The sequence below is a fragment of the Enterobacter sp. SCRI0065 genome (assembly GCF_059766475.1).
Genome location: NZ_JCBAJB010000003.1, coordinates 234,681 through 258,698 on the forward strand (window position 1 = coordinate 234,681; position 24,018 = coordinate 258,698).

Genomic DNA, 24,018 nt, shown 5'->3' on the forward strand with positions numbered 1-24,018 from the left:
GTTCCTTGCCTGAGTTAGCGTTTTCCGCTGTGCAGCCAGAAAGGCTCCTGAGAAATAGCCTCATTACGGAAATGTTCAATTTCAATACGCTGGCGCGTTTCGATGGCATGGTAAAGACCCTGCCAGTTCTCCAGCCACGCCTGCGCTTTTACGCCCTGATAGGTGCCCGCCAGCAGTAAAATGCTGTCGATATCGCGCTTCAGGCGAATCAGCTGATCGCTATACTGGTCGCCAAGCGGGCGATCGAAAATAGTTCTCAGTTCGGCAGCGCTGCGCGACATATGAATATCCGAGAAACGCTTAAACGATTCGGCGATTTTTTTCTGCGCTTTATCGTCCAGGAAACTCTGCCAGCCGCGCGTGACCAGAAACTCGGTCAACGCCAGTTTTGCCGCTGCATTTTGTGGGCTATAGGCCACAGTCTGCGCGGAAACGTCAGTCGCCATCAGTGCTTCGGTCTGCGTCAGCAGGTCACGTAAGTGAGTGCTCGCTTTACGCGGAACAATCCCGCCAAACACCACCAGCGCGTTTCGTGCCAGCCCAATCGCCGCCTGCACGTGCGCTTTTGCGTCCTTCACACCGCGCACCCACAACTCTTCGTGGTACTGCCACTGGCTGAGAGCCAGCTCCAGCGCAGCTTCAAACCCAAGCTCGACGCTGGCCTTTGGTGCAACGCTCAGAATCATTGTCGGCTTGATGACTCGTGGTGCATCTCCGGCCGCCAGGTGATAGCCACGAGCGGCCTTGCTCAGGCTGCCCTGACGCAAACCCGACTGCCCCACCAGCTTACGCGCCAGCTTGAGTACATCATCGGTAGTGCCTTCCAGCAGCTCCAGTTCCAGCTCACAAATTGGCTCCTGGAACGCCCCCGCTTTCACTTCACCAAGATCGAGGGCAATCTCAATGCGGCTTTTACCCTCATTAACCAGCCATTTCTCGCGCCAGAAATCGGTGCTGAACAGCGGTTGAACCTGAGTGGACAAGTCTTCTGGCAGTTCACCGTCCGGCCACACTTCCGTCGGGAAGCGTGACAGATCCAGCTCTGGCTTTTCAATGTCGATATTGTATTCCGGACGCTGATGCAACCCGCCCACCACGCGCCCGGCGATTTTCATCGTCATTTCAAAGCGCCCGTTCGCGCCGCGAATGCGCAGCCCCATATTATGGCGTCGCAGCCAGTTATCCGGCGTTTCATAATAGATGTTCAGCAATTGCACCGGTTCATGGTGCTCACCGGACAACGAATGAAGATGAGTTCGCAGCGCATCTACGCTGTCTTTTTCGACGATAAATTTTAATTCGATTTCTTGAGCCATAGATTTCTACTTATGGTTGCGTCACAGACGCATCAATGAAGGCGAACTTCCTCGCCATTTATTTGTCAGTACATAGTATTTTGCGCCAAATTGCCACGCAATGAGCAATTTGACGGGCGTAAATATGTGGAGTGGTGACACAGATGATTCTGATTGCTGACGAATGCTTTGCGTGGAGACACTGTTGCCACTACTATCGTTCCACTTTTTATGAAAATAACGACTAATGATGCTTAAATTACGCCTGATTGGACTCACTTTACTTGCTTTTAGCGCTGCAACCGTGGTCCATGCTGAAGAGAAACGTTACGTTTCCGACGAATTAAACACCTGGGTACGCAGCGGCCCTGGAGATAGTTATCGCCTCGTGGGTACGGTTAATGCCGGCGAGGAAGTCGTTCTGCTCCAGACTAACCAGGATACTAACTATGGTCAGGTTCGCGACAGCACCGGCCGTACGTCCTGGATCCCCCTTAAAGAATTAAGCAACGTACCTAGCCTGCGTACTCGCGTACCGGATCTGGAAAATCAGGTGAAAACCCTGACCGATAAGCTGACTAACATCGACACCACGTGGAACCAGCGCACCGCTGAAATGCAGCAGAAAGTGGCGCAGAGTGACGGGGTGATCAACGGCTTGAAAGAAGAGAATCAAAAGCTGAAAAACGAGCTGATTGTCGCGCAGAAAAAAGTCAGCGCCGCTAATTTGCAGCTCGATGACAAACAGCGCACCATCATCATGCAGTGGTTTATGTATGGCGGAGGCGTGTTGGGCGTGGGTCTGGTGCTCGGTCTGGTATTGCCGCTCCTGATCCCAAGCCGTAAGCGTAAAGACCGCTGGATGAACTAATTCGTCTTCTCTGCCAGACTTACGTATTATCTTGCGATTAAGAGAAGACGGGAGTTCAGTTGTGAAGATGTATCTGGTCGGTGGTGCGGTACGTGATGCGTTATTAGGCTTACCGGTCAAAGATAAAGATTGGGTCGTGGTGGGTGCCACACCTGAGGAAATGCTTAATGCGGGCTACCAGCAGGTAGGCCGCGATTTTCCCGTGTTCCTTCATCCCAAAAGCCGTGAAGAGTACGCTCTGGCACGAACCGAGCGCAAAGCTGGTTTCGGTTATACCGGCTTTACCTGCTACGCCGCGCCAGACGTCACGCTGGAGCAAGATTTACTGCGCCGTGACCTGACAGTCAACGCCCTGGCGCAGGATGATAACGGCACTATCATCGACGCTTATGGCGGCCAGGACGATCTGCATAACCGAATTCTACGTCACGTCTCCCCTGCTTTTTCAGAAGATCCGCTGCGCGTCCTGCGCGTGGCGCGGTTCGCTGCACGCTACGCTCATCTGAGTTTCCGCATTGCCGACGAAACCATGGCGTTGATGACGGCGATGACAGAGGCTGGCGAGCTGGAACACCTCACGCCGGAACGCGTGTGGAAAGAGACGGAAAATGCGCTGAGCACTCGCAATCCGCAGGTCTTTTTCCAGGTGCTTCGCGACTGCGGCGCGCTTAAGGTCTTATTCCCGGAAATCGACATGCTGTTTGGCGTGCCCGCGCCCGCGAAATGGCACCCGGAAATCGACACCGGCATCCACACGCTGATGACGCTAAGCATGGCCGCCATGCTCAGCCCGGAGGTTGACGTACGTTTTGCTACGCTGTGTCACGATTTGGGCAAAGGCTTAACGCCGAAAGAGATGTGGCCACGCCACCATGGGCACGGCCCGGCGGGCGTAAAGCTGGTTGAACGCATTTGCCAGCGCCTGCGCGTGCCTAACGACATTCGCGATCTGGCAAAACTGGTCGCCGAGTTCCACGACCTTATCCATACCTTCCCCATTCTCAAACCCGCCACCATCGTGAGGCTGTTCGACAGCATTGACGCCTGGCGCAAGCCACAGCGCGTAGAGCAAATTGCGCTCACCAGCGAAGCGGACGTACGCGGGCGCACCGGATTTGAGGCTTGCGATTATCCGCAAGGGCGTTTGCTACGCGAAGCCTGGGACATTGCGAAAGCAGTACCGACAAAAGAGGTCGTCGAGGCAGGGTTTAAAGGACCCGAAATTCGAGAAGAGTTAACAAAGCGGCGGATTCAGGCGGTCACAGACTGGAAGGAAAAGCGTTGCCCTCAGCCTAAAGACTGAGGGCCGTCGGTCAGAAGAAGACCACGTAAACCGCTGCCGCCACGATAAAGCGGTAGATGGCGAACGGAATAAACGAGATACGTTTGATGATTTGCAGGAAGGTTTTGATAGCAACTAACGCCACGATGAAGGCGGTCACAAAGCCTACTGCGAACATCGGAATATCGCCGACCGTCAGGAAGTGATAGCTCTTATAAAGATCCAGTGCAGTCGCGCCCATCATCATTGGCACGGCCAGCAGGAAAGAGAACTCCGACGCCGCATAGCGGCTCACGCCCATCAGCATCCCGCCAGAAATCGTCGCCCCCGAGCGAGAGAAGCCCGGCCACAGCGCTAGACACTGGAAGCAGCCAATCATAAACGCCTGACGGTAGGTCATATCGTCCAGGCCCGGTGCTTTCGGCTCTTTCGGTTTTAGCAATTCTGCGACAATCAGCAGCACACCGCCCACGACCAGCGCGTACATCACGTTAATCGGATTAAACAGTGATTTAATGGCGTCGTGGAAAATTAACCCAAGTACCACCGCCGGAATCATACCCAGCAGGATATGAATCAGCGTCAGACGGCCTTTGCCTTCGCCTTCATGCTGCGGCGGACGGCCAAAATGAATACCGATTAAGCCGAACAGACGTCGCCAGAACATCACGACCACGGCCAGAATAGAGCCTAACTGAATGACCACCTCAAACGTCTTGGCTGTCTCTCCCTCAAAACCCAGCAAATGACCGACGATGATCATGTGTCCGGTACTGGAAACAGGCAAGAACTCCGTCAATCCTTCGACCACACCCAGAATTGCCGCCACCAGCAGCGAGTGCATATCGCTCATCTAATAAACCCTTATAAAAATGTAAAAAACGGCTGACCTCAAGGGACGCCGCGAAAGATACAGCTTTAAGACCGGTATAACCGAAAATGGTTTAGCAATGATGACGTTAATGATGTCCTTTAAGATTTTGGCCACGCTCAATAATGACGCCGACATTTGTCGCTCGCGCCACCGCACCGGGCTTGCTGAGTTTGATGCGCACCCATGGCGAATTGAAGCGGCTAAGCAGCAGGTCAGCCACCTCTTCCGCCACGCGCTCCACCAGCGCAAAACGCTGCCCCTCAACGTGGTTGACGACCGCTTCACTGATATCCGCATAGCTCAGACAATCTTTCACATCATCACTTTTAGCGGACAGGCGGTTGTCCCAGCCCATTTCGATATCGAACACCAGCTTCTGCTCGATGGTCTGTTCCCAGTCATAAACACCAATTGTGGTGATTACCGAAAGTTGCTCTATAAATACAATATCCATCACGACCTGCCTGGTTTTTGGCTAAACCGGATACCACTTCCGGCGAATTATGCGTATTATCCACAGATGCAGAGAATACAGATACATTTTCAAAACGGAACAGCGTTATGAGTGCAATCGCGCCTGGAATGATCTTCCTCGCTTACCTTTGCGGCTCAATCTCCAGCGCCATTCTGGTCTGCCGCATCGCCGGACTGCCTGACCCTCGTGTCAGTGGTTCCGGGAATCCAGGGGCGACCAATGTACTTCGAATTGGCGGCAAGGGAGCAGCCGTAGCGGTTTTGATTTTTGATGTTCTGAAAGGAATGCTTCCCGTCTGGGGCGCTTATGCTCTGGGCGTAACCCCATTTTGGCTGGGGCTTATCGCCATCGCCGCCTGTCTCGGCCACATTTGGCCAGCATTCTTTGGCTTTAAAGGCGGGAAAGGCGTTGCCACGGCCTTTGGCGCCATCGCCCCTATCGGCTGGGATTTAACAGGCGTCATGGCTGGCACCTGGCTGCTGACCGTGTTATTGAGCGGCTACTCGTCGCTGGGCGCGATTGTTAGCGCGCTGATCGCGCCATTCTACGTCTGGTGGTTCAAGCCCCAGTTCACCTTCCCCGTTTCGATGCTTTCCTGCCTGATTTTGCTGCGCCACCATGACAATATTCAACGTTTATGGCGTCGTCAGGAAACGAAAATCTGGACCAAGCTCAAGAGAAAAAAGAAAGAATAACGCCCGGCGCGTCCGGGCCTTTGCTTATCACTTCCCCGCCGCATCATCAGCTTTTCCTATGACAAAAAACGCCTGTAGCTGATCCATACTCGGAACATTCGAGAATGCGTTCACAGGGGCTAAATCTTGCAGGGCTCACCAGCAAAAAAGCACACCCACGGCTGGCAGGCATCGCTTGCGTTGCAGTTCTCCTACACCCCTGAAAAAACCCTGTTGCAGTCAGCGCGTCACGTCGGTCCCCTCACCGTTCAGCGTCCGTTTTACCCGGAAGATCAGACCTGTCACCTCTATCTGCTGCATCCTCCGGGCGGGATTGTCGGTGGTGATGAACTCAATATTTCCGTCCAGCTTGATCCTAAAAGCCACGTGCTGATCACCATGCCTGGTGCCAGCAAGTTCTATCGCAGCAGCGGTCCGCAGGCCCGTCTGAATCAATGCTTCTTTATAGAAGAAGACGCAATGCTGGAATGGCTGCCGCAGGACACTATTTTTTTCCCAGGTGCTCACGCCGCGCTGCGTTCTGTATTTCATCTGCATCACTCCAGTACGTTGCTGGCCTGGGAGCTGTTTTGCCTGGGCCGACCGGTCATCAACGAAACCTTTAGCCACGGCACAATCGAAAGCCGACTTGAGGTGTGGATCGACAACGAACCGCTGTTGATTGAACGCCAGCATCTGTCCGATGGCAATCTGGCTTCGGTGGCTGAGCACCCCTGGATCGGCACGCTGCTGTGTTATCCGGCAAACGATACGTTGTTAGAAGGCGTGCGGGAAAGACTGGCAACATTAGAAAATTTCGCTGGCGCGACGCTCACCGATAACCTGCTATCACTGCGTTTTCTTGCTCACGACAACCTGATTTGTCAGAAAGCGATGCGCGATATCTGGCAATACCTGCGCCCGCACGTCATGGCGAAAGCCCCTCACCCTCCCCGAATCTGGCAGACCTGAGAGAGCCGTTATGGAACTGACCCCCAGAGAAAAAGACAAGTTGTTGCTGTTTACTGCCGCGCTGGTAGCGGAGCGGCGACTCGCACGCGGCGTAAAACTCAACTACCCGGAATCGGTGGCGTTGATTAGCGCCTTTATTATGGAAGGCGCGCGCGACGGGCAAACCGTGGCGCACCTGATGGAAGCGGGCCGTCACGTGCTGACGCGCCCACAGGTAATGGAAGGCGTGCCGGAGATGATCCCGGATATTCAGGTGGAAGCGACCTTCCCGGATGGATCCAAGCTTGTCACCGTTCACAATCCGATCGTGTAGGGGAACCCGATGATCCCAGGAGAGTATCAGATCAAACCAGGGCAGATCGCCATTAACGTGGGGCGTGAAACGCAGCGCACGATCGTCGAAAACCACGGCGACAGGCCAATCCAGGTGGGATCGCACTATCATTTTTATGAAGTGAACCCGGCGCTTAAATTCAATCGAGAAGCGACCAAAGGCTATCGACTGAATATTCCCGCCGGTACCGCCGTGCGTTTCGAGCCGGGACAAAAACGTGAGGTCACACTGGTTCTAATCGCTGGCGCACAGCGCATTTTCGGTTTTCGCGGCGACGTAATGGGCGAGGTAAACCATGGCTGAAATCTCGCGTCAGGCGTATGCCGATATGTTCGGTCCAACCACCGGCGATAAGGTGAGACTGGCCGATACCGATCTGTGGATAGAGGTCGAAAACGATCTCACGATTTACGGTGAAGAGGTGAAATTCGGCGGCGGGAAAGTGATCCGCGACGGCATGGGCCAGGGGCAAATGATCGCCGTAGAGTGCGTGGATTTGGTTCTGACCAATGCGTTAATCGTCGATCACTGGGGGATCGTGAAAGCCGATATCGGCGTGAAAGACGGCCGGATCTTCGCCGTCGGCAAAGCCGGGAACCCGGATATTCAACCTGGCGTGACGATCCCAATCGGTGCGGCAACTGAAGTGATCGCTGCCGAAGGCAAGATCGTCACGGCAGGCGGGATCGACACTCATATCCACTGGATCTGCCCGCAGCAGGCAGAAGAGGCGCTGGTTTCTGGCGTCACCACGATGATCGGCGGCGGCACCGGTCCGGCGGCAGGTACCAACGCCACCACCTGCACGCCAGGACCGTGGTATATCGCGCGCATGCTACAGGCCGCCGATACGTTACCAGTGAACATCGGCCTGCTCGGTAAAGGCAACGGATCCAATCCGGATGCCCTGCGCGAACAAATCGCCGCTGGGGCGATTGGCCTGAAAATCCACGAAGACTGGGGATCAACGCCTGCGACGATCGACTGCGCACTCAGCGTTGCCGAAGAGATGGATATTCAGGTGGCGCTGCACAGCGACACATTGAACGAAGCCGGGTTTGTAGAGGACACGCTGGCTGCGATTGGCGGACGGACCATACATACCTTTCATACCGAAGGTGCAGGTGGCGGCCATGCGCCGGACATTATCACCGCCTGCGCGCACCCCAATATTTTGCCGTCCTCCACCAACCCAACGCTGCCCTACACGGTAAATACCATCGACGAGCATCTGGATATGCTGATGGTATGCCATCACCTCGATCCGGATATCGCCGAAGACGTGGCCTTTGCCGAATCGCGCATTCGCCGGGAAACCATCGCCGCTGAAGATGTACTGCATGATATTGGCGCGTTCTCTCTGACCTCGTCCGATTCCCAGGCGATGGGCCGCGTAGGTGAAGTGATCATCCGCACCTGGCAAGTCGCGCACCGCATGAAGGTTCAGCGCGGGCCGCTGGCGGAAGAGTCCGGGGATAACGATAACTTTCGCGTGAAGCGCTATGTCGCCAAATACACCATCAACCCGGCGTTAACCCACGGCGTCGCGCATGAAGTTGGGTCCATCGAAGCAGGCAAGCTGGCGGATCTGGTGGTCTGGTCTCCGGCGTTCTTTGGCGTGAAGCCAGCCACTATCGTTAAAGGTGGGATGATTGCCTGTGCGCCAATGGGTGACATCAATGCGTCAATCCCAACGCCGCAGCCGGTGCATTACCGTCCGATGTTTGGCTCGCTGGGCGCGGCGCGTCATGCCACGCGCCTGACGTTTGTCTCGCAGACTGCCCGCGATAACGGCATTCCGCAGCAGCTCAATCTGCAAAGCAGCATCGCCGTTGTGAAGGGCTGCCGCACGGTAAAAAAAGCCGACATGATCCACAACAGCCTGCAACCGAATATCACCGTTGATGCCCAAACCTACGAGGTGCGTATCGACGGTGAACTGATTACCAGCGAACCGGCAGACGTGTTGCCGATGGCGCAACGTTATTTTCTGTTCTGAGGAGCGACGATGATTACCCTAACCCAACGCCTTGACCACGCGCACCCTATCACCGCCAGCGTTACGCTGCCGATTGACGTGCGGGTTAAAAGCCGCGCCAGAGTGGAGCTGGACGACGGGCGCGAAGCGGGCCTGATGCTTCCTCGCGGCCTGCTGCTGCGCGGCGGCGATCTACTGACGACAGAGGATGGTAGCGAAGTGATCAAAGTGATCGCCGCCCCAGAATCCGTGTCGGTCGTGCGCTGCACGGATCCGTACCTGCTCGCCCGCGCCTGCTATCACCTGGGCAACCGCCACGTTCCGCTGCAAATCATGCCCGGCGAACTGCGCTATCACCACGATCACGTCCTGGATGACATGCTGCGCCAGTTCGCCCTCGACGTGACGTTTGCGCATCTGCCCTTTGAGCCAGAAGCCGGAGCCTATACCAGCGACGCTCACGGTCATTCTCACGCGCATTCACATTAGGAATAAAATGGAACACAACCGCCAGCAGTTGCGCCTGATGCAGCTTTCCAGCAGCAGCCTGCCGGTGGGCTCATTCACCTGGTCTCAGGGGCTGGAATGGGCAGTAGAAGCGGGCTGGCTTACCACCGCTGTCCAGTTCAGGGACTGGCAAATTCAGCAGATGGAGCACAGTTTTTTCTGCGTTGATTTGCCGCTTTTCATCCGCCTGTATCACGCCTGCGAGCAGAACGACATCGCGACCGCGCGGCGCTGGACGGCATATCTGCTCGCCTGTCGTGAAACGCGCGAGCTACGTGAAGAAGAGTGTAATCGCGGCGCGGCCTTTACCCGGCTGATTAAAAGCTGGGAGCCTGAATGCCCGCCCGACTGGCTACCACTCTTTGCGCAAAGCCAGCTGTGCGGCATGGCGTGGCTCGGCGTGCGTTGGGGAATTGACGTACGTGAACTGGCGCTCAGCCTTGGCTACAGCTGGATCGAAAGCGCCGTCATGGCAGGCGTCAAGCTGGTGCCGTTTGGACAACAAGCCGCGCAACTGTTGATTATCGAACTGAGCGACCATTTTGCAGCCGGATTCGAACAGGCTTTTTTACGCGCAGATGACGACCTGGGGGCAGCAACGCCGCTCTCCGCTATCGCCTCCGCGCGACACGAAACGCAATATTCACGGTTATTTCGATCATGAGGATCCACAATGTCTGATTACAAACATCCCCTACGCGTTGGTGTAGGCGGCCCGGTGGGTTCGGGCAAAACCGCACTGCTGGAAGCGCTATGTAAAGCGATGCGCGATTCTTATCAACTGGCGGTTGTCACCAACGATATCTACACCAAGGAAGATCAGCGCATTCTTACCGAAGCGGGCGCACTGGAGCCGGATCGCATCGTTGGCGTGGAAACGGGCGGCTGTCCGCATACCGCCATCCGTGAAGATGCCTCCATGAATCTGGCGGCGGTTGAAGCGTTGAGCGAGAAATTCGGCAATCTGGATCTGATCTTTGTCGAAAGCGGCGGCGACAACCTGAGCGCCACCTTTAGCCCTGAATTGGCGGATCTGACGATTTACGTTATCGACGTGGCGGAAGGCGAAAAAATCCCCCGCAAAGGCGGGCCAGGGATCACCAAATCCGATTTTCTGGTGATCAACAAAACCGATCTGGCACCGTACGTGGGAGCCTCTTTAGACGTGATGGAGCGTGATACCAACCGCATGCGCGGCGAGCGTCCGTGGACGTTTACCAATTTAAAAGTGGGCGATGGGCTGGCGAACATTATTGCGTTTATCGAAGAGAAAGGCATGCTGCGGGTATAGTCGTAAATTTCTCTCTCCCCTAATGGGGGAGAGAGCCAGGACGAGGGATTATGCCGCAGGCAGCTCTGCCAGCGGCCAGCGAGGACGCACGGAAACGCTCAAATCCGCCGTTGCACCCGCTTTGGCGCGCACCATGCCCGCGTAGGCGATCATCGCACCGTTATCGGTGCAAAATTCTGGACGAGCGTAGAACACTTCGCCGTGGCGTTTTTGCATCATCTCTGCAAGCTTTGACCGCAACGTACGGTTAGCGCTCACGCCGCCTGCCATCACCAGACGTTTAAAACCGGTCTGCTCCAGCGCGCGTTTGCACTTAATCATCAGCGTATCCACCACCGCATCTTCAAAGGCACGGGCGATATCTGCACGGGTCTGATCGTCGTTTTCGTTATTGCGAATCGTGTTAGCCGCAAAGGTTTTCAGGCCCGAGAAGCTGAAATCCAGCCCTGGGCGATCGGTCATGGGTCGCGGGAAGATAAAACGTTTTTCGACGCCCTGCGCAGCCAGCTTAGACAACATCGGGCCGCCAGGATAATCCAGACCTAGCAGCTTGGCGGTTTTATCAAACGCTTCACCGGCTGCATCATCAATGGACTCTCCGAGCAACGCATACTCGCCAATCCCCGTCACGCTAATCAACTGTGTATGTCCACCAGACACCAGAAGGGCAACAAACGGGAATTCAGGTGGGTTTTCTTCCAGCATAGGCGCTAAAAGATGACCTTCCATATGATGAATCGGAATGGCCGGAACATCCCACGCAAACGCCAACGAACGTCCAATGGTTGCGCCAACCAACAGTGCGCCAACCAGACCAGGACCGGCGGTATAGGCCACCGCATCGATATCTTTCGCCGTTAAACCCGCTTCTTTTAACGCCGCCTGAATCAGTGGAACGGTTTTACGCACGTGGTCGCGAGAGGCCAGTTCAGGCACCACTCCACCGTAATCAGCGTGCAATTTCACCTGACTATACAGTTGGTTGGCTAACAGACCTTTTTCGTCGTCGTAAATGGCGATGCCGGTTTCATCGCAGGATGTTTCAATACCCAGTACACGCATGACTTGTTTTACCTCGTTTCAATACCGCGCAGTGTAGGACCAATGCGGGTTGATGTAAAACTTTGTTCGCCCAAAGAAGTTGCCTCGTGTATACTCCCTTTCCTTATAAAAGTCCCTTTCAAAATCGCTTCGGTGCTTTACAAAGCAGCAGCAATTGCAGTAAAATTCCGCACCATTTTGAAATAAGCTGGCGTTGATGCCAGCGGCAAACCGAATTTATTAAAGGTGAGAGTTACATGCCGGTAATTAAAGTACGTGAAAACGAGCCGTTCGACGTAGCACTGCGTCGCTTCAAGCGTTCATGCGAGAAAGCAGGTGTTCTGGCTGAAGTTCGTCGTCGTGAGTTCTATGAAAAACCAACGACCGAACGTAAGCGCGCTAAAGCTTCTGCTGTGAAACGTCACGCGAAGAAACTGGCTCGCGAAAACGCACGCCGTACTCGTCTGTACTAATCTGTTGAGGGCCTCAGCCCTCAATTGACAGACCGAGTTATAGTCGTAAGGCCGTGCTTCCGAAAGGAATGCGCGGCTTATTTTCGTTTATGAATCATGATTTACACAACATCATTCACACTGGATGAAGTGTAACCACGGGGCCTATGGCTGGACGAATCCCACGCGTATTTATCAATGACCTGCTGGCCAGAACCGATATCGTCGATCTTATCGACGCACGGGTAAAGCTCAAAAAGCAGGGCAAGAACTACCATGCGTGCTGTCCGTTTCATAACGAAAAAACCCCCTCTTTCACCGTAAACGGTGAAAAACAGTTTTACCACTGCTTCGGCTGTGGCGCACACGGTAACGCTGTCGATTTTTTGATGAACTACGACAAACTTGAGTTCGTCGAAACCGTCGAAGAACTGGCTGCAATGCACAACCTTGAAGTGCCTTATGAAGCCGGTAGCGGCCCAAGTCAGATAGAGCGCCATCAAAGGCAAACGCTGTATCAACTGATGGAAGGCCTGAACTCGTTTTATCAACAGTCTCTAAAGCAATCAGCCGCTGAGCCTGCGCGTCAATATCTGACCCGACGCGGACTGAGCGACGACGTTATTGCGCGTTTCGCTATTGGCTACGCCCCTCCCGGTTGGGACAACGTGTTAAAACGTTTTGGCGGCAATAGCGAAGATCGTAAATCGTTGATCGATGCAGGAATGCTGGTCACCAATGACCAGGGACGAAGCTACGACCGCTTCCGCGAGCGGGTGATGTTCCCCATTCGCGATAAGCGTGGCCGGGTAATTGGTTTTGGTGGACGCGTGCTGGGCGATGCCCTGCCGAAGTACCTCAACTCCCCGGAAACCGATATTTTCCATAAGGGCCGTCAGCTGTACGGTCTTTATGAAGCCCAACAGAACAACGCTGAACCCAAGCGTTTACTGGTGGTCGAAGGCTATATGGACGTGGTGGCACTGGCACAGTACGACATCAACTACGCGGTTGCGTCGTTGGGAACGTCGACCACTGCCGACCATATCCAGCTGTTGTTCAGAGCGACAAACAACGTCATCTGTTGTTATGACGGCGACCGTGCCGGACGAGAAGCCGCCTGGCGTGCGTTGGAAACGGCGCTACCCTATATGACCGACGGGCGTCAGTTACGCTTTATGTTCCTGCCCGACGGAGAAGACCCGGATACGCTGGTGCGTAAAGAGGGTAAAGCAGCTTTTGAAGCGCGGATGGAGCTGGCTCAGCCGCTCTCCACGTTTTTGTTTAACAGCCTGATGCCGCAGGTAGATTTGAGTACGCCGGATGGCCGCGCGCAGCTGAGCACGCTGGCACTGCCGCTTATCACTCAAGTCCCGGGCGAGACCCTGCGCATTTATCTGCGTCAGGAATTGGGCAACAAGCTGGGCATTCTGGATGACAGCCAGCTTGAACGTTTAATGCCAAAGTTGTCCGAAAACGGTGCTGTTCGCCCTGCTCCACAGCTAAAACGCACAACCATGCGTATACTGATAGGACTTCTGGTTCAAAACCCAGAACTGGCACCTCAGGTGCCGCCGCTGGCGGGTTTGAATCAGGAAAAGCTGCCTGGACTTGGCTTATTTTCAGAATTGGTCAACACTTGTCTGTCTCAGCCAGGCCTGACCACCGGACAACTTTTAGAGCATTATCGCGGCACAAAAGAGGCCGCCACCCTTGAAAAACTGTCGATGTGGGACGATATAGCAGATAAGGATATCGCAGAAAAAACGTTCACCGACTCACTCAACCATATGTTTGATTCGATGCTTGAGCTGCGCCAGGAAGAGCTAATCGCTCGCGAGCGCACACATGGTTTAAGCAACGAAGAACGCCGAGAACTCTGGATGTTAAACCAGGAACTGGCGAAGAAATAAAATAAATTTAACGGCTTAAGTGCCGAATATCGATCGGGAAGCCCCCGGCAGCCGCTCTGAGAGGCAGCGGCACAAATATAAGTACGCCCTCGCTTTAAATGTTGGTAGCAATACCGCCAACACCAATCAAACGAATTAAGTGTGGATACCGTCTTATGGAGCAAAACCCGCAGTCACAGCTGAAACTTCTTGTCCAACGCGGTAAGGAGCAAGGCTATCTGACCTATGCCGAGGTCAATGACCATCTGCCGGAAGATATCGTCGATTCAGATCAGATCGAAGACATCATCCAAATGATCAATGACATGGGCATTCAGGTGATGGAAGAAGCACCGGATGCCGATGATCTGTTGCTGGCTGAGAACTCCAACAACACTGATGAAGATGCTGAAGAAGCCGCCGCGCAGGTTCTGTCCAGCGTGGAATCTGAAATCGGACGTACCACTGACCCGGTTCGCATGTACATGCGCGAAATGGGTACCGTTGAACTGCTGACCCGCGAAGGCGAAATTGACATCGCGAAACGCATTGAAGATGGGATCAATCAGGTTCAGTGTTCGGTTGCCGAGTACCCAGAAGCGATCACCTATCTGCTGGAGCAGTACGATCGCGTCGAAGCTGAAGAAGCGCGTCTTTCCGATATCATCACCGGTTTCGTCGATCCAAACGCTGAAGCAGATGTCGCCCCGACAGCGACTCACGTTGGTTCTGAGCTCACTAAAGAAGAACGTGAAGAGAGCGAAGAAGAAGACGAAGAAGACGAAGAAGAAGAAGACGACAACAGCATTGATCCAGAGCTGGCTCGCGAGAAGTTTGGTGAACTGCGTACGCAGTACGAACTGGCCCGTGACACCATCAAAGCGAAAGGTCGCAGCCACGCCGCTGCGCAGGAACAGATCAAACAGCTTTCTGAAGTGTTCAAACAGTTCCGTCTGGTACCGAAGCAGTTCGACTACCTGGTAAACAGTATGCGCGTCATGATGGATCGCGTGCGTACCCAGGAACGCATCATCATGAAACTGTGTGTTGAGCAGTGCAAGATGCCGAAGAAGAACTTCATCACTCTGTTTACCGGCAACGAAACCAGCGAAACCTGGTTCAACGCTGCTATCGCGATGAACAAACCGTGGTCCGAAAAACTGCATGACGTTGCAGATGACGTGCAGCGCGGCTTGTACAAACTGCGTCAGATCGAAGAAGAGACCGGCCTGACCATCGAGCAGGTTAAAGACATTAACCGTCGTATGTCTATCGGCGAAGCGAAAGCTCGTCGTGCGAAGAAAGAGATGGTTGAAGCAAACTTGCGTCTGGTTATTTCTATCGCGAAGAAATACACCAACCGTGGTCTGCAGTTCCTGGATTTGATTCAGGAAGGCAATATTGGTCTGATGAAAGCGGTCGATAAGTTTGAATATCGTCGTGGTTACAAATTCTCCACCTACGCAACCTGGTGGATTCGTCAGGCAATCACCCGTTCTATCGCGGATCAGGCGCGCACCATTCGTATTCCGGTGCATATGATTGAGACCATCAACAAGCTCAACCGTATTTCTCGCCAGATGCTGCAAGAGATGGGTCGCGAGCCGACGCCAGAAGAGCTGGCTGAACGCATGCTGATGCCGGAAGACAAGATCCGTAAAGTGCTGAAAATTGCCAAAGAGCCAATCTCCATGGAAACGCCAATCGGCGACGATGAAGATTCTCATCTGGGCGATTTCATCGAGGATACGACCCTCGAGCTGCCGCTGGACTCTGCGACCACTGAGAGCCTGCGCGCCGCCACTCACGATGTTCTGGCTGGCCTGACCGCCCGTGAAGCAAAAGTCCTGCGTATGCGTTTTGGTATCGATATGAATACCGACCACACGCTGGAAGAAGTGGGTAAACAGTTCGACGTAACCCGCGAACGTATCCGTCAGATTGAAGCGAAGGCCCTGCGCAAACTGCGCCACCCGAGCCGCTCTGAAGTGCTGCGTAGCTTCCTGGACGACTAAACACGATACACGACAAAAAGCTCCCAAAAGGGAGCTTTTTTTTGGCTTTACCCACGTCTTAAATTAACGCCCCCGGACCACTAGCGCTTCATCCAGCTCGCGATACGCCTCCACCAGTTTATCCAGCGTCGCCCTGTTCAAGCCACTAGGATTGGGTAGCACCCACACCTGCGTCATGCCAATGGTGATGCTCTGCTTGCCCCACTGCGCCCCACGCTGGCTGAACGCCTGCTCGTAGGCCTGCTTACCCAGGATTGCCAACGCCGCAGGCTGATAGTCCTCTATTTTCTTGACCAGTTCCCGCCCACCGCTTCGCAGTTCATGCAGGTTCACCTCATTCGCCTGTACGGTTGGCCGCTCCACCAGCATCGTGATTCCACAACGGGTATCGAGCAGGTGCTGCTCTTCTTCTGGCTTCAGCAAGCGTTCCGTAAACCCAGCCTGATGTATCACCTTCCAGAAACGATTCCCCGGATGAGCAAAGTGAAAACCGGTGTGCGCGGACGATTTTCCGGGATTGATACCGCAGAAAACAACACGCAGTCCAGGTGCGAGAATATCGTCGATCATATTTACTCCCATCAATACATCATCATGTCAGTATAAAGGATTGATAATGCATTGTTTATAAAAACAGCAGGCAGGTGCGAATGGCTGGATTGCGGCGCAGAGTTCCTCTATAATTCACCGCCACGGCCCCTTAGCTCAGTGGTTAGAGCAGGCGACTCATAATCGCTTGGTCGTTGGTTCAAACCCAACAGGGGCCACCAAATTTTAGCAGTAGATACATACACTTAGGCCACTCTCGCGAGTGGCCTTTTTGTTATCTATTAACCGTGTGTCGCAAAAGTGTCGCAGCAGTAAAAATCCTTCCATCGCATAAGCTCTTTTTTAGCGCCCTAAAAAACAAGAAACCCGCACAAGGCGGGTTTCGGTTACATCCACAATTGTCTCTGACCACTGGATGACGGATGGGGTGGTACTGGAGTGATATCACCGGGAGTGACAATAAATCGCTCAATTGACTCCATTGTGACAAACGTACAACTGCAATTTATGTTTGTACATTGGTGGTATCGCTCTTTGGTATTCTCGCTAAGGTAGCGACTGGTTCGCGCATGTGCCGCGTACTGACATTTTGGGCAATGGAACATGAACACCTCAAATTCTCAAAAAGAGAATGAATGATACCTAAAATTCTCTTTTTGCGAAATTTATTTAATCAACATTCTCAGCCAGGTATTCAACATCTGAAATCTTCACCTCAAGCTCTAAGCCTGTCGTGTAGCCGTTCCCGTTGAGACTGTGCACCACCCGGCTGATGATCCACGCTTGCTCGTCTATGACGCGCTTAAAGCCTTTCACCGCTACCGGTGTTTCGGGAAATAAATCTGCCCGGCCAGTGGCGAGCGTAATCGAAAACTCCGCCACACCGCGCTGTATCTTGTCCCACTTCGCCTGAGCGGCGCGCATCGCCTGCGCCTTTGTAGCAAAGATGGTCGTCAGCTCCAGCACATTGTCAGATTCACCGGCCATATACTCTCCCTCGCGCGCTTCCTGCTCCTTTTTCGCCTGGCTCTTTGCCTGAACTTTGACGGCTTTCGGGTGCTGCAGCGCGCGCAGGTGTTTCTCTTTCGGTTTGCGTTTGAGCTTCACCTTTTGCTTTTGCGGTTTCGGGTCTCTGGTGTGCAGCCATTTCGCCGTGACGCCGGTATACGCAGCGCGGTCAGCAATAGCGAACTGATGCCGGTCACCGTCGCCGCGCTCAACGGTCATTTGTGGGATAACCTTGCCGCTGACCGTCACCGCGCTACCGGCTTTCAGGAATAATAATTTGCCGTATTTCACCGAGACTGATGCGCCGTTACGCTCCGCCAGTCGGGCCAGAAATGCCGCGTCGGATTCCTGCGACTGGTCAATATGCGGCACCGGGATCGCTTTCAGGGTGTCAGCCACGCTGGCCGTGAGTTTGTTGCGCTGCGCAATGGTCTCCACAATCACCCCGAGCGTGGTGTCATGCCATGACTGCTCGCGGCGAGAGTTGAGCGTCCCGCGAAAATCTGCACTGCGCCCCCGGATAGTCAACGTATCGGGCGCGCCCCGGTGCTCGATTTCATCGACCGTAAAGCTCCCCTTGTTCAGCAGCGCGGAGCCCTGCCAGCCCAGCCACAGCGTCAGTGATGCACCACGCGGTGGCAGCTCGACCAGTCCGTCGGCATCGTCGAGCTCGATATCGAGCTGGTCAGCCTCGAATCCGCGATTGTCCGTCATGGTCAGGTTGATGAGCCGGTCACTGAAATTCTGCGTGATATCCGTGCCATCGAGCGTGAGCATATACGCAGGGGCGATGCGCGCCCCGGCCTGAACCTGCATTCCCGTTATCATCCCGCCAGCCCTCCGAGCCAGTTACCGGCAGACGTGACCAGACTGTCAGCCTGCGTTTTCAGGTCGCCATAAATCGCCGCGAGCGAGTCATCGACGCGTTTCAGCGACAGGCTAAACTCGATTTTGCGCGCCTGGCCATCACTAAAAAGCTCGGTGTGGGTGTGAGTCACTTTCTCAATGACGTACATCCCGAGGATCATGCCGGTACCGTCAATCAGCGGCCATGCGCGCCCCTCGTCAGCCATCAGTTCGACCGCTGTCAGCGACAGGCGACCGCCGGTGATTTCAGGGTAAAGCGTGCCCGACAGGGTGCGGGAGGTTTCTCCCTCCCCAAGAAACTGATAAGCCGGTGGCTTGCCGATGCGGTCGTTTGACGCCCATCGATAGTCTTTCGAATACTGCATCGACTGATACGGCAGGGTGTGCCGTTCAAACACAAAAAAGCCCAGCACCATTAGCATGTTTTCTCTCCCTTAATCGTGTCTCATGCTGGAGCGCTGACGCGCACGTTTCTCACGGTCGACTTTCTCAACGGCGTCGCGCAGCTGACGGTCGAGGTCGCTGCCCGGCGCAGCGCCACCCTGCAGGGTGATGTTGTATTCGCTTTTACTCTGGTCGATATAAGACCGGCCAGCGGGCGCTGTCACCGGCTGATACGCCTGATATCCGCCATAACTCGCAGTCGCCGGGATATACCCGCCACCCGGCGCGGCCTTATCCGCTTTGGCGGCAGTCTGGTCGAGGTCGCTGGATTCCTTTTTGATGACCCCGAGCTTTTCCAGCAGCCAGCCAACCTTGCCGCTCAGGCTGTTAAAGATATTCAGCGGTGCCATCAGCGCATCGGCGAGGGCTTTACCAAACATAACCCCGACATTTTTGCAGCTTTCGAGCGTTTCCTGCGTGGCTTTTACTGGCGCAAGCAGGTCTTTAAACCACTTCCAGACGACGCCGAGCTTTTCCGCGATGGCGTCAAAGACCGGCGCGAGCGGGGCAAACATTTCCCCGATCGGCGCAAAGGCCGCTTTAAGCCCTTCCACCACGCCCGAGAAAAAGGCGCTTATGGGCTCCCAGTATTTACGGATAAGCAGCGCACCCGCCACGACAACCGCGACCACGGCCACCACCGGCAAACTGATTGCACCGATGACCGTGACGATTGCACCACCGACGGCGCTGAATACCACGCCCATCACCCCGGCGGCAGCGACAATGGCGTTAATCCCCATCACCACAGGCCAGGCGACAAGGCCAATCCCGCCCATCACGCCAATCAGCGCCAGCGCGCCACCCACCACCACACCGATAGTGGTCGCCAGCCCCTTATTTTTCGTTATCCAGCCATCGAGTTTGAGCACATACTGCGTCGCCGTTTGCGTCAGCCTGCGCAGTGAGCCCTCCTGCTGGTCAAACAGGTCAGTGCCGACCGCCTCATACGCCGACCGGAACTCTTTAAAGTCTCCGCCGAGGTTGTCCTGCATGACTTTAACCAGTTCCTCGGTTTTGCCGTCCGAGGCTTTAAACGCAGCGGTAAGCTGGTCGAGTTTGCCGGTCGACGCGGCGGCCATCAGTACTGCCGCCGACGAGCTTGCCTCCTCACCGAAGATGGTTTTCATGTATTCGGCTTTCTGGCCGGTACCGAGATTGTTTTTCTCAAAACTGCGCTGCATTTCTTTCAGAATGGAAAATATCGGGCGCGTGTTTCCCTTGCTGTCCGACGTTTTCACCCCGAGCTCTTTGATGGCGTCATAGGCTTTACCGGTCGGTGCCTGCAGGCGACTCAGCACAGCACGGCTGCCCGTTCCCGCCATCGAGCCGGTGATTTTGGAGTCGTGGAGCGCGCCCACCATCGCGGCGGTTTCCTCGATACTCACCCCGGCATTTTTCGCTACCGGCGCGGCATACGTCAGCGCGTCGCTTAGCCCGTCAAAGTCAGCGGCGGTTTTGTTCATCGTCATCGAGAGCACGTCGCCAATGTGCGCGACTTTGTCGTTGGAAAGCTGAAACGCAGATTTCATCCCGGTCAGCAACGCGGCGTTCTCTTCCATCGAGCGCTGATTCGACAGCGCCATGTTCAGCGTGACCGGCGTCGCCGCCTGAATGGCCGCCGCATCACCGCCGCTTTTGGCAATGATGATTTGTGCGCTGGCCGCGTCATCGGCAGACGCTGCAGTATTGTCACCGAGCTGTCGCGCCTGCTTGCGCAGCGCCTGCATTTCAGGCGACTGTTTCTCAACGCCGAGCACCGCCTGCAGCTCAGAGTTTTTCTGCGCAAAGTCATAGCCCGGCATCATCAGCTTCACCCCGGCGAGCGTGCCAGTCGTGGCGATACCGACCCCGGCAGCGCCAGCGGCCGCCATACTTCCGGCCATCGATTTACCGGCCTGATACCGCTCTTTCACCCGGCTGAGTTTCGCCTGCTGCGCGCTGACCTTCGCCAGTGCCTCACGCTGGCGGTTGAGCTGCGCGGTGGTTTCGTTGATGCGGGACTTAAGCCCCCGTTCATCGTTCGCCAGTTTGCGGGTGTTAATCCCCGCCTGCGCGAGCTCGGTGCGCTGGCGGTGTACCGACTGGCGCAGGCCGTTATATTTGAGCTGCAGGTCAGCGGCGGATTTCTTCGCCGCATCCAGTGCGCGCGCCTGTGCAAGCGTCGGGGTCTGGGTGTTTTTAAACTGGACGGCCAGCGCGGCCGCCTCCTGCTTTGCCTTTTGCAGTGACTGCCCGGTGACGGCAAGCTGCGCGCTGGCTTTCCTGAATCCCTCGATGCGGGATGCCTGCGCGTTAAGCTCGCGCAGGCTTTTCTGTGAAGTGCGGATATCGCCAGACAGGGATTTGCTGGCGTTCTGGATTGCCTTAAGCGGTCGGCTGGCCCGGTCGACCGCGTTCAGCAGCACCTCAAGTCTGACGTTATTGCTCATGCTGGTTTCCGCTACGTTGCAGCGCTTTCTCGCGCCATGTGAAGAGTTCGGTCACGCTCAGTGAATTCAGCTCTGATGGCGGCCAGTGAAATATCACCGCGATATCCGCCATCAGGTCATCGACCGACAGATTTTCGGGGAAATCTAGCGTTCCGAAGCAGGTGATAAAAAACCGACCACCTTACCGGCGAGCGAGATCAGGTCGGACACATCCAGACGCGCAACCTCGTGCTCAGCCAGCGCGGGATACGTCATGCGCGGCAGTACCTTAATCAGAGCATCGACGTCAGAGTTTGCCAGTGCCGCCAGCGACACACCGCGCAGGGTTCCCGCGTTCGGTTTGGTCAGGGTGATTTGCTCGATTTTCTGCTCGCCGCGCATCAGCGGGGTGTCGAGCGTCACGACGTTCGGGTTTTCGGTTTCGTTGGTATTTTTCATGTTTTTCTCTCAGCAAAGTTTAAGGCCCGGCCAGCCCCGCTGACCGGGTCAGGGGTTACAGGCCGATGGCCTTGCGGTGCTCTGCCAGACGGTCGACGCCGTCGACTTTCAGCACCATGTTAATGACATCAATCTCGATGACTTCGCGGCCATCGATGGTGAGCTGGTAATAGGCGCACTCGGTCGACATTTTGGTCGTCCCGCTTTCACCCTGTTTGTTTTCGCCGCCGTCGTATTCTTTGTGACGGCCACGCATCACCACCTCAACGGCGGAAATTGCGCCGGTGTCGTCGCGCTGATACGAGCCGGTGAAACGCAGCGGCACACTGTCAGCACCCGGCGAGGCGTACTGCGCCCAGAGCTCAACGTCGGGCAGACCGCCGAGCGTCCACTCGAGCGACAGCGCATCGTCATCGAGACCGAGGTCAATCGACACCGAGCCAGGCATCCCGCCGCCCCGGTATTTCTCCAGCTTGCGGGTCAACTTCGGCAGGGTGACGGACTCCACGACGCCCATGTAGCTCAGGCCATCGTTGAACATGTTCAGATATTTAAGCTTGCGGGGTAATGCCATGCTTTCAGCTCCTTAGCTGTTGACCGATTCCGACAGGTTCGCCAGATAGGTATCCGTGATGCGCTGGCGCAGGGTCAGGTTTTCCAGCGGCGGGACCGGGGTGTAGTCGTAATCGATATACAGTTTCCCCACTTTGAGGGTCGCGGTGTCGTTCGAGTCGCTGTCGTACCAGCAGGAGCCATCGACGATATAGCCGTTGTTTTTCAGCTCGCGGAATTTGGCATTGATACCGGCGACAATGTCGCGGATAAGCGTCGGGGTAATGGGCTTGTCCATCGCCCACGCGTGCGCCTCCGCCATCGTGTCGGCCAGCACCTGCGCGGTGCGGGTGTAGTTCTCAAACAGGAAAAGCGGGTCATCCGAGCAGGTGCGGTTTCCCCAGAACTTAAAGCCGTCATTGCGGATCAGCGTCGTGACACCGGCCTGATTGAGCAGGTTGGCGTCGGTTGCTGGCTCCTGCAAATCCCACGAGACCGAGGCGCTGACGCCGGTGACGCCATTCACGCCGACGTTAGACAGGGTTTTGTGCCAGCCGACCGTCTGGTCGATTCTGGCGCGCAGACCGAGTGCGCGCGCCGTCGCCCAGGCGGTAGAGGTTTCACTCTTCGCGGTGTCCCATGCCAGAAAATCAGGGAAGATGACCATCAGCTCGCGCTGGCTGAAATTCTCGCGGTAATCGATGGCGTCAGAAATGGTTTTGCAGCCCCACGCGCTGACATAACCGAAGGCGCGCAGACTCTGACAGGTGGCGGCAAGTGCGGTCGCCACTTCCTGCGAGTCCAGCCCCGGCACGCCGAGAATGCGCGGCTTAACGCCGGTGACGGTTTTCGCCGTCAGCAGCGCTTTCAGCCCGGTATATTTCCCGTTTTCGTCGGTGGTGCCGATGATGTTGGAAATAGTTTGTTTCTGCGCCGCATCAGGGTCATCGGGGTTTTCGACACCTTCGGCCACACGCACGACCACGATGACCGGTTTGCACTGGTCAGCGATAGCCTGCAGGGAGGCCGACAGCGTGCCGGTTTTGCCTGCCTTGCCGATGGCGCTTTGCACGTTGGTAATGAGTACCGGCTCATTCAGGGGAAAGGTGTTATCGTCAGCGTCGCTGGCCGTGCAGACCATGCCGATGATGGCCGTTGAGACGGTGGAAATGGTGCGCACGCCATCGTTAATCTCGATGACCTCGACGCCGTGATGATAGTCGCTCATCCGTTAAACTCCGTGGTGAAGTGGAGCAACTATTTTCTGTTGTGCGAACGATACAAGAAATGAAATGGCGTTGGACGGGGGATAACACAACCAGCAAAAAGCCCTCCGGGTGGAGGGCTTCATTCAGGTAGGGAGTTCAGGCCACTGTATATCCGGCGCGGTACTGATATCCAGCCGGTTTAACATGACACGGTATAACCTCCAGCGCTCAATCGCCGCTATCTCCTCGTCGGTAGCTAACCCGAGCTCTCGCGCGTCCATCAGCGGCGTAAGCGCTTCACCGGCGACTTTCATCAGAGCGGCTTTTTCAGTGGAGGCCTGTCTTACCTGTTCTTCCTGCGTGGGTGCCGGTGGATCAACCAGAACGGGATAACAACTTTTATCCGGGGCGATCACCTTACCGGTGGCCTGCCCGGCCATCAGCGCGCGATAATCCTCATCTGCCACACGAACATAAAACCCCGGCCACGTACCCGCCGCACGATAATCAGCCTCCAGCGCATCGTTATAAAATGCGCCCGTCATAGGACGGTAAACATAACCCATA

Annotated in this window: 27 protein-coding genes and 1 tRNA gene; 14 read left to right on the plus strand and 14 right to left on the minus strand. The window is 55.5% G+C overall.

Annotation, left to right across the window (positions count from 1 at the left end):
- Positions 1 to 14 precede the first annotated feature (14 nt).
- A complete protein-coding gene (locus tag AC6EMZ_RS11125; protein WP_498402547.1) occupies positions 15 to 1,316 on the minus strand; it encodes a CYTH domain-containing protein in 1,302 nt (433 codons plus the stop codon).
- Positions 1,317 to 1,545: 229 nt separating this feature from the next.
- On the opposite strand from AC6EMZ_RS11125, the gene AC6EMZ_RS11130 reads away from it, so the two are divergent.
- Together AC6EMZ_RS11130 and AC6EMZ_RS11135 are read left to right on the plus strand one after the other, a co-directional pair.
- Positions 1,546 to 2,166, plus strand: a complete 621-nt coding sequence (locus tag AC6EMZ_RS11130; RefSeq protein WP_498402822.1) for a TIGR04211 family SH3 domain-containing protein — start codon at positions 1,546 to 1,548, stop codon at positions 2,164 to 2,166.
- A gap of 61 nt (positions 2,167 to 2,227) precedes the next feature.
- Entirely contained in the window at positions 2,228 to 3,469 is a 1,242-nt protein-coding gene (locus AC6EMZ_RS11135) for a multifunctional CCA addition/repair protein (RefSeq protein WP_498402548.1), read from the plus strand.
- Between the two features lie 10 nt (positions 3,470 to 3,479).
- Here the strand turns inward: AC6EMZ_RS11135 and bacA are convergent, their stop codons facing one another.
- Together bacA and folB are read right to left on the minus strand one after the other, a co-directional pair.
- Positions 3,480 to 4,301 carry an undecaprenyl-diphosphate phosphatase gene (gene bacA / locus AC6EMZ_RS11140; protein WP_498402549.1) on the minus strand — a complete coding sequence of 274 codons (822 nt, stop codon included), beginning with the start codon at positions 4,299 to 4,301 and terminating at the stop codon, positions 3,480 to 3,482.
- Between the two features lie 106 nt (positions 4,302 to 4,407).
- A complete protein-coding gene (folB, locus tag AC6EMZ_RS11145) occupies positions 4,408 to 4,776 on the minus strand; it encodes a bifunctional dihydroneopterin aldolase/7,8-dihydroneopterin epimerase (RefSeq protein ID WP_498402550.1) in 369 nt (122 codons plus the stop codon).
- A 107-nt stretch (positions 4,777 to 4,883) separates the two neighbouring features.
- Here folB and plsY point away from each other — a divergent pair, with 107 nt between their 5' ends.
- The 8 genes from plsY to ureG all read left to right on the plus strand — a co-directional run bounded on the left by plsY (position 4,884) and on the right by ureG (position 10,553).
- A complete protein-coding gene (gene plsY, locus AC6EMZ_RS11150) occupies positions 4,884 to 5,492 on the plus strand; it encodes a glycerol-3-phosphate 1-O-acyltransferase PlsY (protein WP_498402551.1) in 609 nt (202 codons plus the stop codon).
- A gap of 126 nt (positions 5,493 to 5,618) precedes the next feature.
- The gene (locus tag AC6EMZ_RS11155) at positions 5,619 to 6,443 is read left to right on the plus strand and encodes an urease accessory protein UreD (RefSeq protein ID WP_498402553.1); all 825 of its coding nucleotides are present in this window, start codon (positions 5,619 to 5,621) and stop codon (positions 6,441 to 6,443) included.
- A gap of 10 nt (positions 6,444 to 6,453) precedes the next feature.
- Positions 6,454 to 6,756 (plus strand): urease subunit gamma, encoded by a 303-nt coding sequence (locus AC6EMZ_RS11160; protein ID WP_498402554.1) that lies wholly within the window; start codon positions 6,454 to 6,456, stop codon positions 6,754 to 6,756.
- A 9-nt stretch (positions 6,757 to 6,765) separates the two neighbouring features.
- A complete protein-coding gene (locus AC6EMZ_RS11165) occupies positions 6,766 to 7,080 on the plus strand; it encodes an urease subunit beta (RefSeq protein WP_498402555.1) in 315 nt (104 codons plus the stop codon).
- The gene (gene ureC / locus AC6EMZ_RS11170; RefSeq protein WP_498402556.1) at positions 7,073 to 8,776 is read left to right on the plus strand and encodes an urease subunit alpha; all 1,704 of its coding nucleotides are present in this window, start codon (positions 7,073 to 7,075) and stop codon (positions 8,774 to 8,776) included. The genes AC6EMZ_RS11165 and ureC overlap by 8 nt, the downstream gene beginning before the upstream one ends.
- Positions 8,777 to 8,785: 9 nt before the next feature.
- A complete protein-coding gene (gene ureE, locus AC6EMZ_RS11175) occupies positions 8,786 to 9,244 on the plus strand; it encodes an urease accessory protein UreE (RefSeq protein ID WP_498402557.1) in 459 nt (152 codons plus the stop codon).
- Between the two features lie 7 nt (positions 9,245 to 9,251).
- Positions 9,252 to 9,926: an urease accessory protein UreF gene (locus tag AC6EMZ_RS11180; RefSeq protein WP_498402558.1), complete on the plus strand. Its 675-nt coding sequence runs from the start codon at positions 9,252 to 9,254 to the stop codon at positions 9,924 to 9,926.
- A gap of 9 nt (positions 9,927 to 9,935) precedes the next feature.
- Complete coding sequence (gene ureG, locus AC6EMZ_RS11185) at positions 9,936 to 10,553, plus strand: urease accessory protein UreG (protein WP_498402559.1); 618 nt, start codon at positions 9,936 to 9,938, stop codon at positions 10,551 to 10,553.
- Between the two features lie 48 nt (positions 10,554 to 10,601).
- Here the strand turns inward: ureG and tsaD are convergent, their stop codons facing one another.
- Complete coding sequence (gene tsaD / locus AC6EMZ_RS11190) at positions 10,602 to 11,615, minus strand: tRNA (adenosine(37)-N6)-threonylcarbamoyltransferase complex transferase subunit TsaD (protein ID WP_498402561.1); 1,014 nt, start codon at positions 11,613 to 11,615, stop codon at positions 10,602 to 10,604.
- Positions 11,616 to 11,851: 236 nt separating this feature from the next.
- Here tsaD and rpsU point away from each other — a divergent pair, with 236 nt between their 5' ends.
- The 3 genes from rpsU to rpoD all read left to right on the plus strand — a co-directional run bounded on the left by rpsU (position 11,852) and on the right by rpoD (position 15,953).
- Positions 11,852 to 12,067, plus strand: a complete 216-nt coding sequence (gene rpsU, locus AC6EMZ_RS11195; protein WP_001144069.1) for a 30S ribosomal protein S21 — start codon at positions 11,852 to 11,854, stop codon at positions 12,065 to 12,067.
- Positions 12,068 to 12,213: 146 nt separating this feature from the next.
- Positions 12,214 to 13,959: a DNA primase gene (gene dnaG / locus AC6EMZ_RS11200; RefSeq protein WP_498402562.1), complete on the plus strand. Its 1,746-nt coding sequence runs from the start codon at positions 12,214 to 12,216 to the stop codon at positions 13,957 to 13,959.
- Between the two features lie 155 nt (positions 13,960 to 14,114).
- The gene (rpoD, locus tag AC6EMZ_RS11205; RefSeq protein WP_498402563.1) at positions 14,115 to 15,953 is read left to right on the plus strand and encodes an RNA polymerase sigma factor RpoD; all 1,839 of its coding nucleotides are present in this window, start codon (positions 14,115 to 14,117) and stop codon (positions 15,951 to 15,953) included.
- Between the two features lie 63 nt (positions 15,954 to 16,016).
- Here rpoD and mug read toward each other — a convergent pair whose 3' ends face one another.
- Positions 16,017 to 16,523: a G/U mismatch-specific DNA glycosylase gene (mug, locus tag AC6EMZ_RS11210; protein WP_498402564.1), complete on the minus strand. Its 507-nt coding sequence runs from the start codon at positions 16,521 to 16,523 to the stop codon at positions 16,017 to 16,019.
- Positions 16,524 to 16,647: 124 nt separating this feature from the next.
- Here mug and AC6EMZ_RS11215 point away from each other — a divergent pair.
- Positions 16,648 to 16,723 (plus strand) — tRNA-Ile (locus tag AC6EMZ_RS11215).
- 165 nt (positions 16,724 to 16,888) lie between these two features.
- Here the strand turns inward: AC6EMZ_RS11215 and AC6EMZ_RS11220 are convergent.
- From AC6EMZ_RS11220 to AC6EMZ_RS11260, 9 genes are all read right to left on the minus strand, one after another.
- On the minus strand, positions 16,889 to 17,107 hold the full coding sequence (locus AC6EMZ_RS11220; protein ID WP_174348485.1) for a DNA-binding transcriptional regulator: 219 nt from the start codon (positions 17,105 to 17,107) through the stop codon (positions 16,889 to 16,891).
- 64 nt (positions 17,108 to 17,171) lie between these two features.
- Complete coding sequence (locus tag AC6EMZ_RS11225; protein ID WP_498402565.1) at positions 17,172 to 18,338, minus strand: phage late control D family protein; 1,167 nt, start codon at positions 18,336 to 18,338, stop codon at positions 17,172 to 17,174.
- Positions 18,335 to 18,799 (minus strand): phage tail protein, encoded by a 465-nt coding sequence (locus AC6EMZ_RS11230; protein WP_498402566.1) that lies wholly within the window; start codon positions 18,797 to 18,799, stop codon positions 18,335 to 18,337. The genes AC6EMZ_RS11225 and AC6EMZ_RS11230 overlap by 4 nt, the downstream gene beginning before the upstream one ends.
- A gap of 12 nt (positions 18,800 to 18,811) precedes the next feature.
- Positions 18,812 to 21,253 (minus strand): phage tail tape measure protein, encoded by a 2,442-nt coding sequence (locus tag AC6EMZ_RS11235; RefSeq protein ID WP_498402567.1) that lies wholly within the window; start codon positions 21,251 to 21,253, stop codon positions 18,812 to 18,814.
- A complete protein-coding gene (locus AC6EMZ_RS11240) occupies positions 21,243 to 21,365 on the minus strand; it encodes a GpE family phage tail protein (protein ID WP_498402568.1) in 123 nt (40 codons plus the stop codon). The genes AC6EMZ_RS11235 and AC6EMZ_RS11240 overlap by 11 nt, the downstream gene beginning before the upstream one ends.
- Before the next feature lie 32 nt (positions 21,366 to 21,397).
- Positions 21,398 to 21,691, minus strand: coding sequence for a phage tail assembly protein (locus AC6EMZ_RS11245; RefSeq protein ID WP_498402569.1), 294 nt, complete (start codon positions 21,689 to 21,691; stop codon positions 21,398 to 21,400).
- Positions 21,692 to 21,746: 55 nt separating this feature from the next.
- Entirely contained in the window at positions 21,747 to 22,265 is a 519-nt protein-coding gene (locus tag AC6EMZ_RS11250; protein ID WP_106995003.1) for a phage major tail tube protein, read from the minus strand.
- Between the two features lie 12 nt (positions 22,266 to 22,277).
- Positions 22,278 to 23,471 (minus strand): phage tail sheath protein, encoded by a 1,194-nt coding sequence (locus AC6EMZ_RS11255; RefSeq protein WP_498402571.1) that lies wholly within the window; start codon positions 23,469 to 23,471, stop codon positions 22,278 to 22,280.
- Positions 23,472 to 23,594: 123 nt separating this feature from the next.
- On the minus strand, positions 23,595 to 24,017 hold the full coding sequence (locus tag AC6EMZ_RS11260; protein WP_498402572.1) for a tail fiber assembly protein: 423 nt from the start codon (positions 24,015 to 24,017) through the stop codon (positions 23,595 to 23,597).
- Position 24,018: the final 1 nt, after the last annotated feature.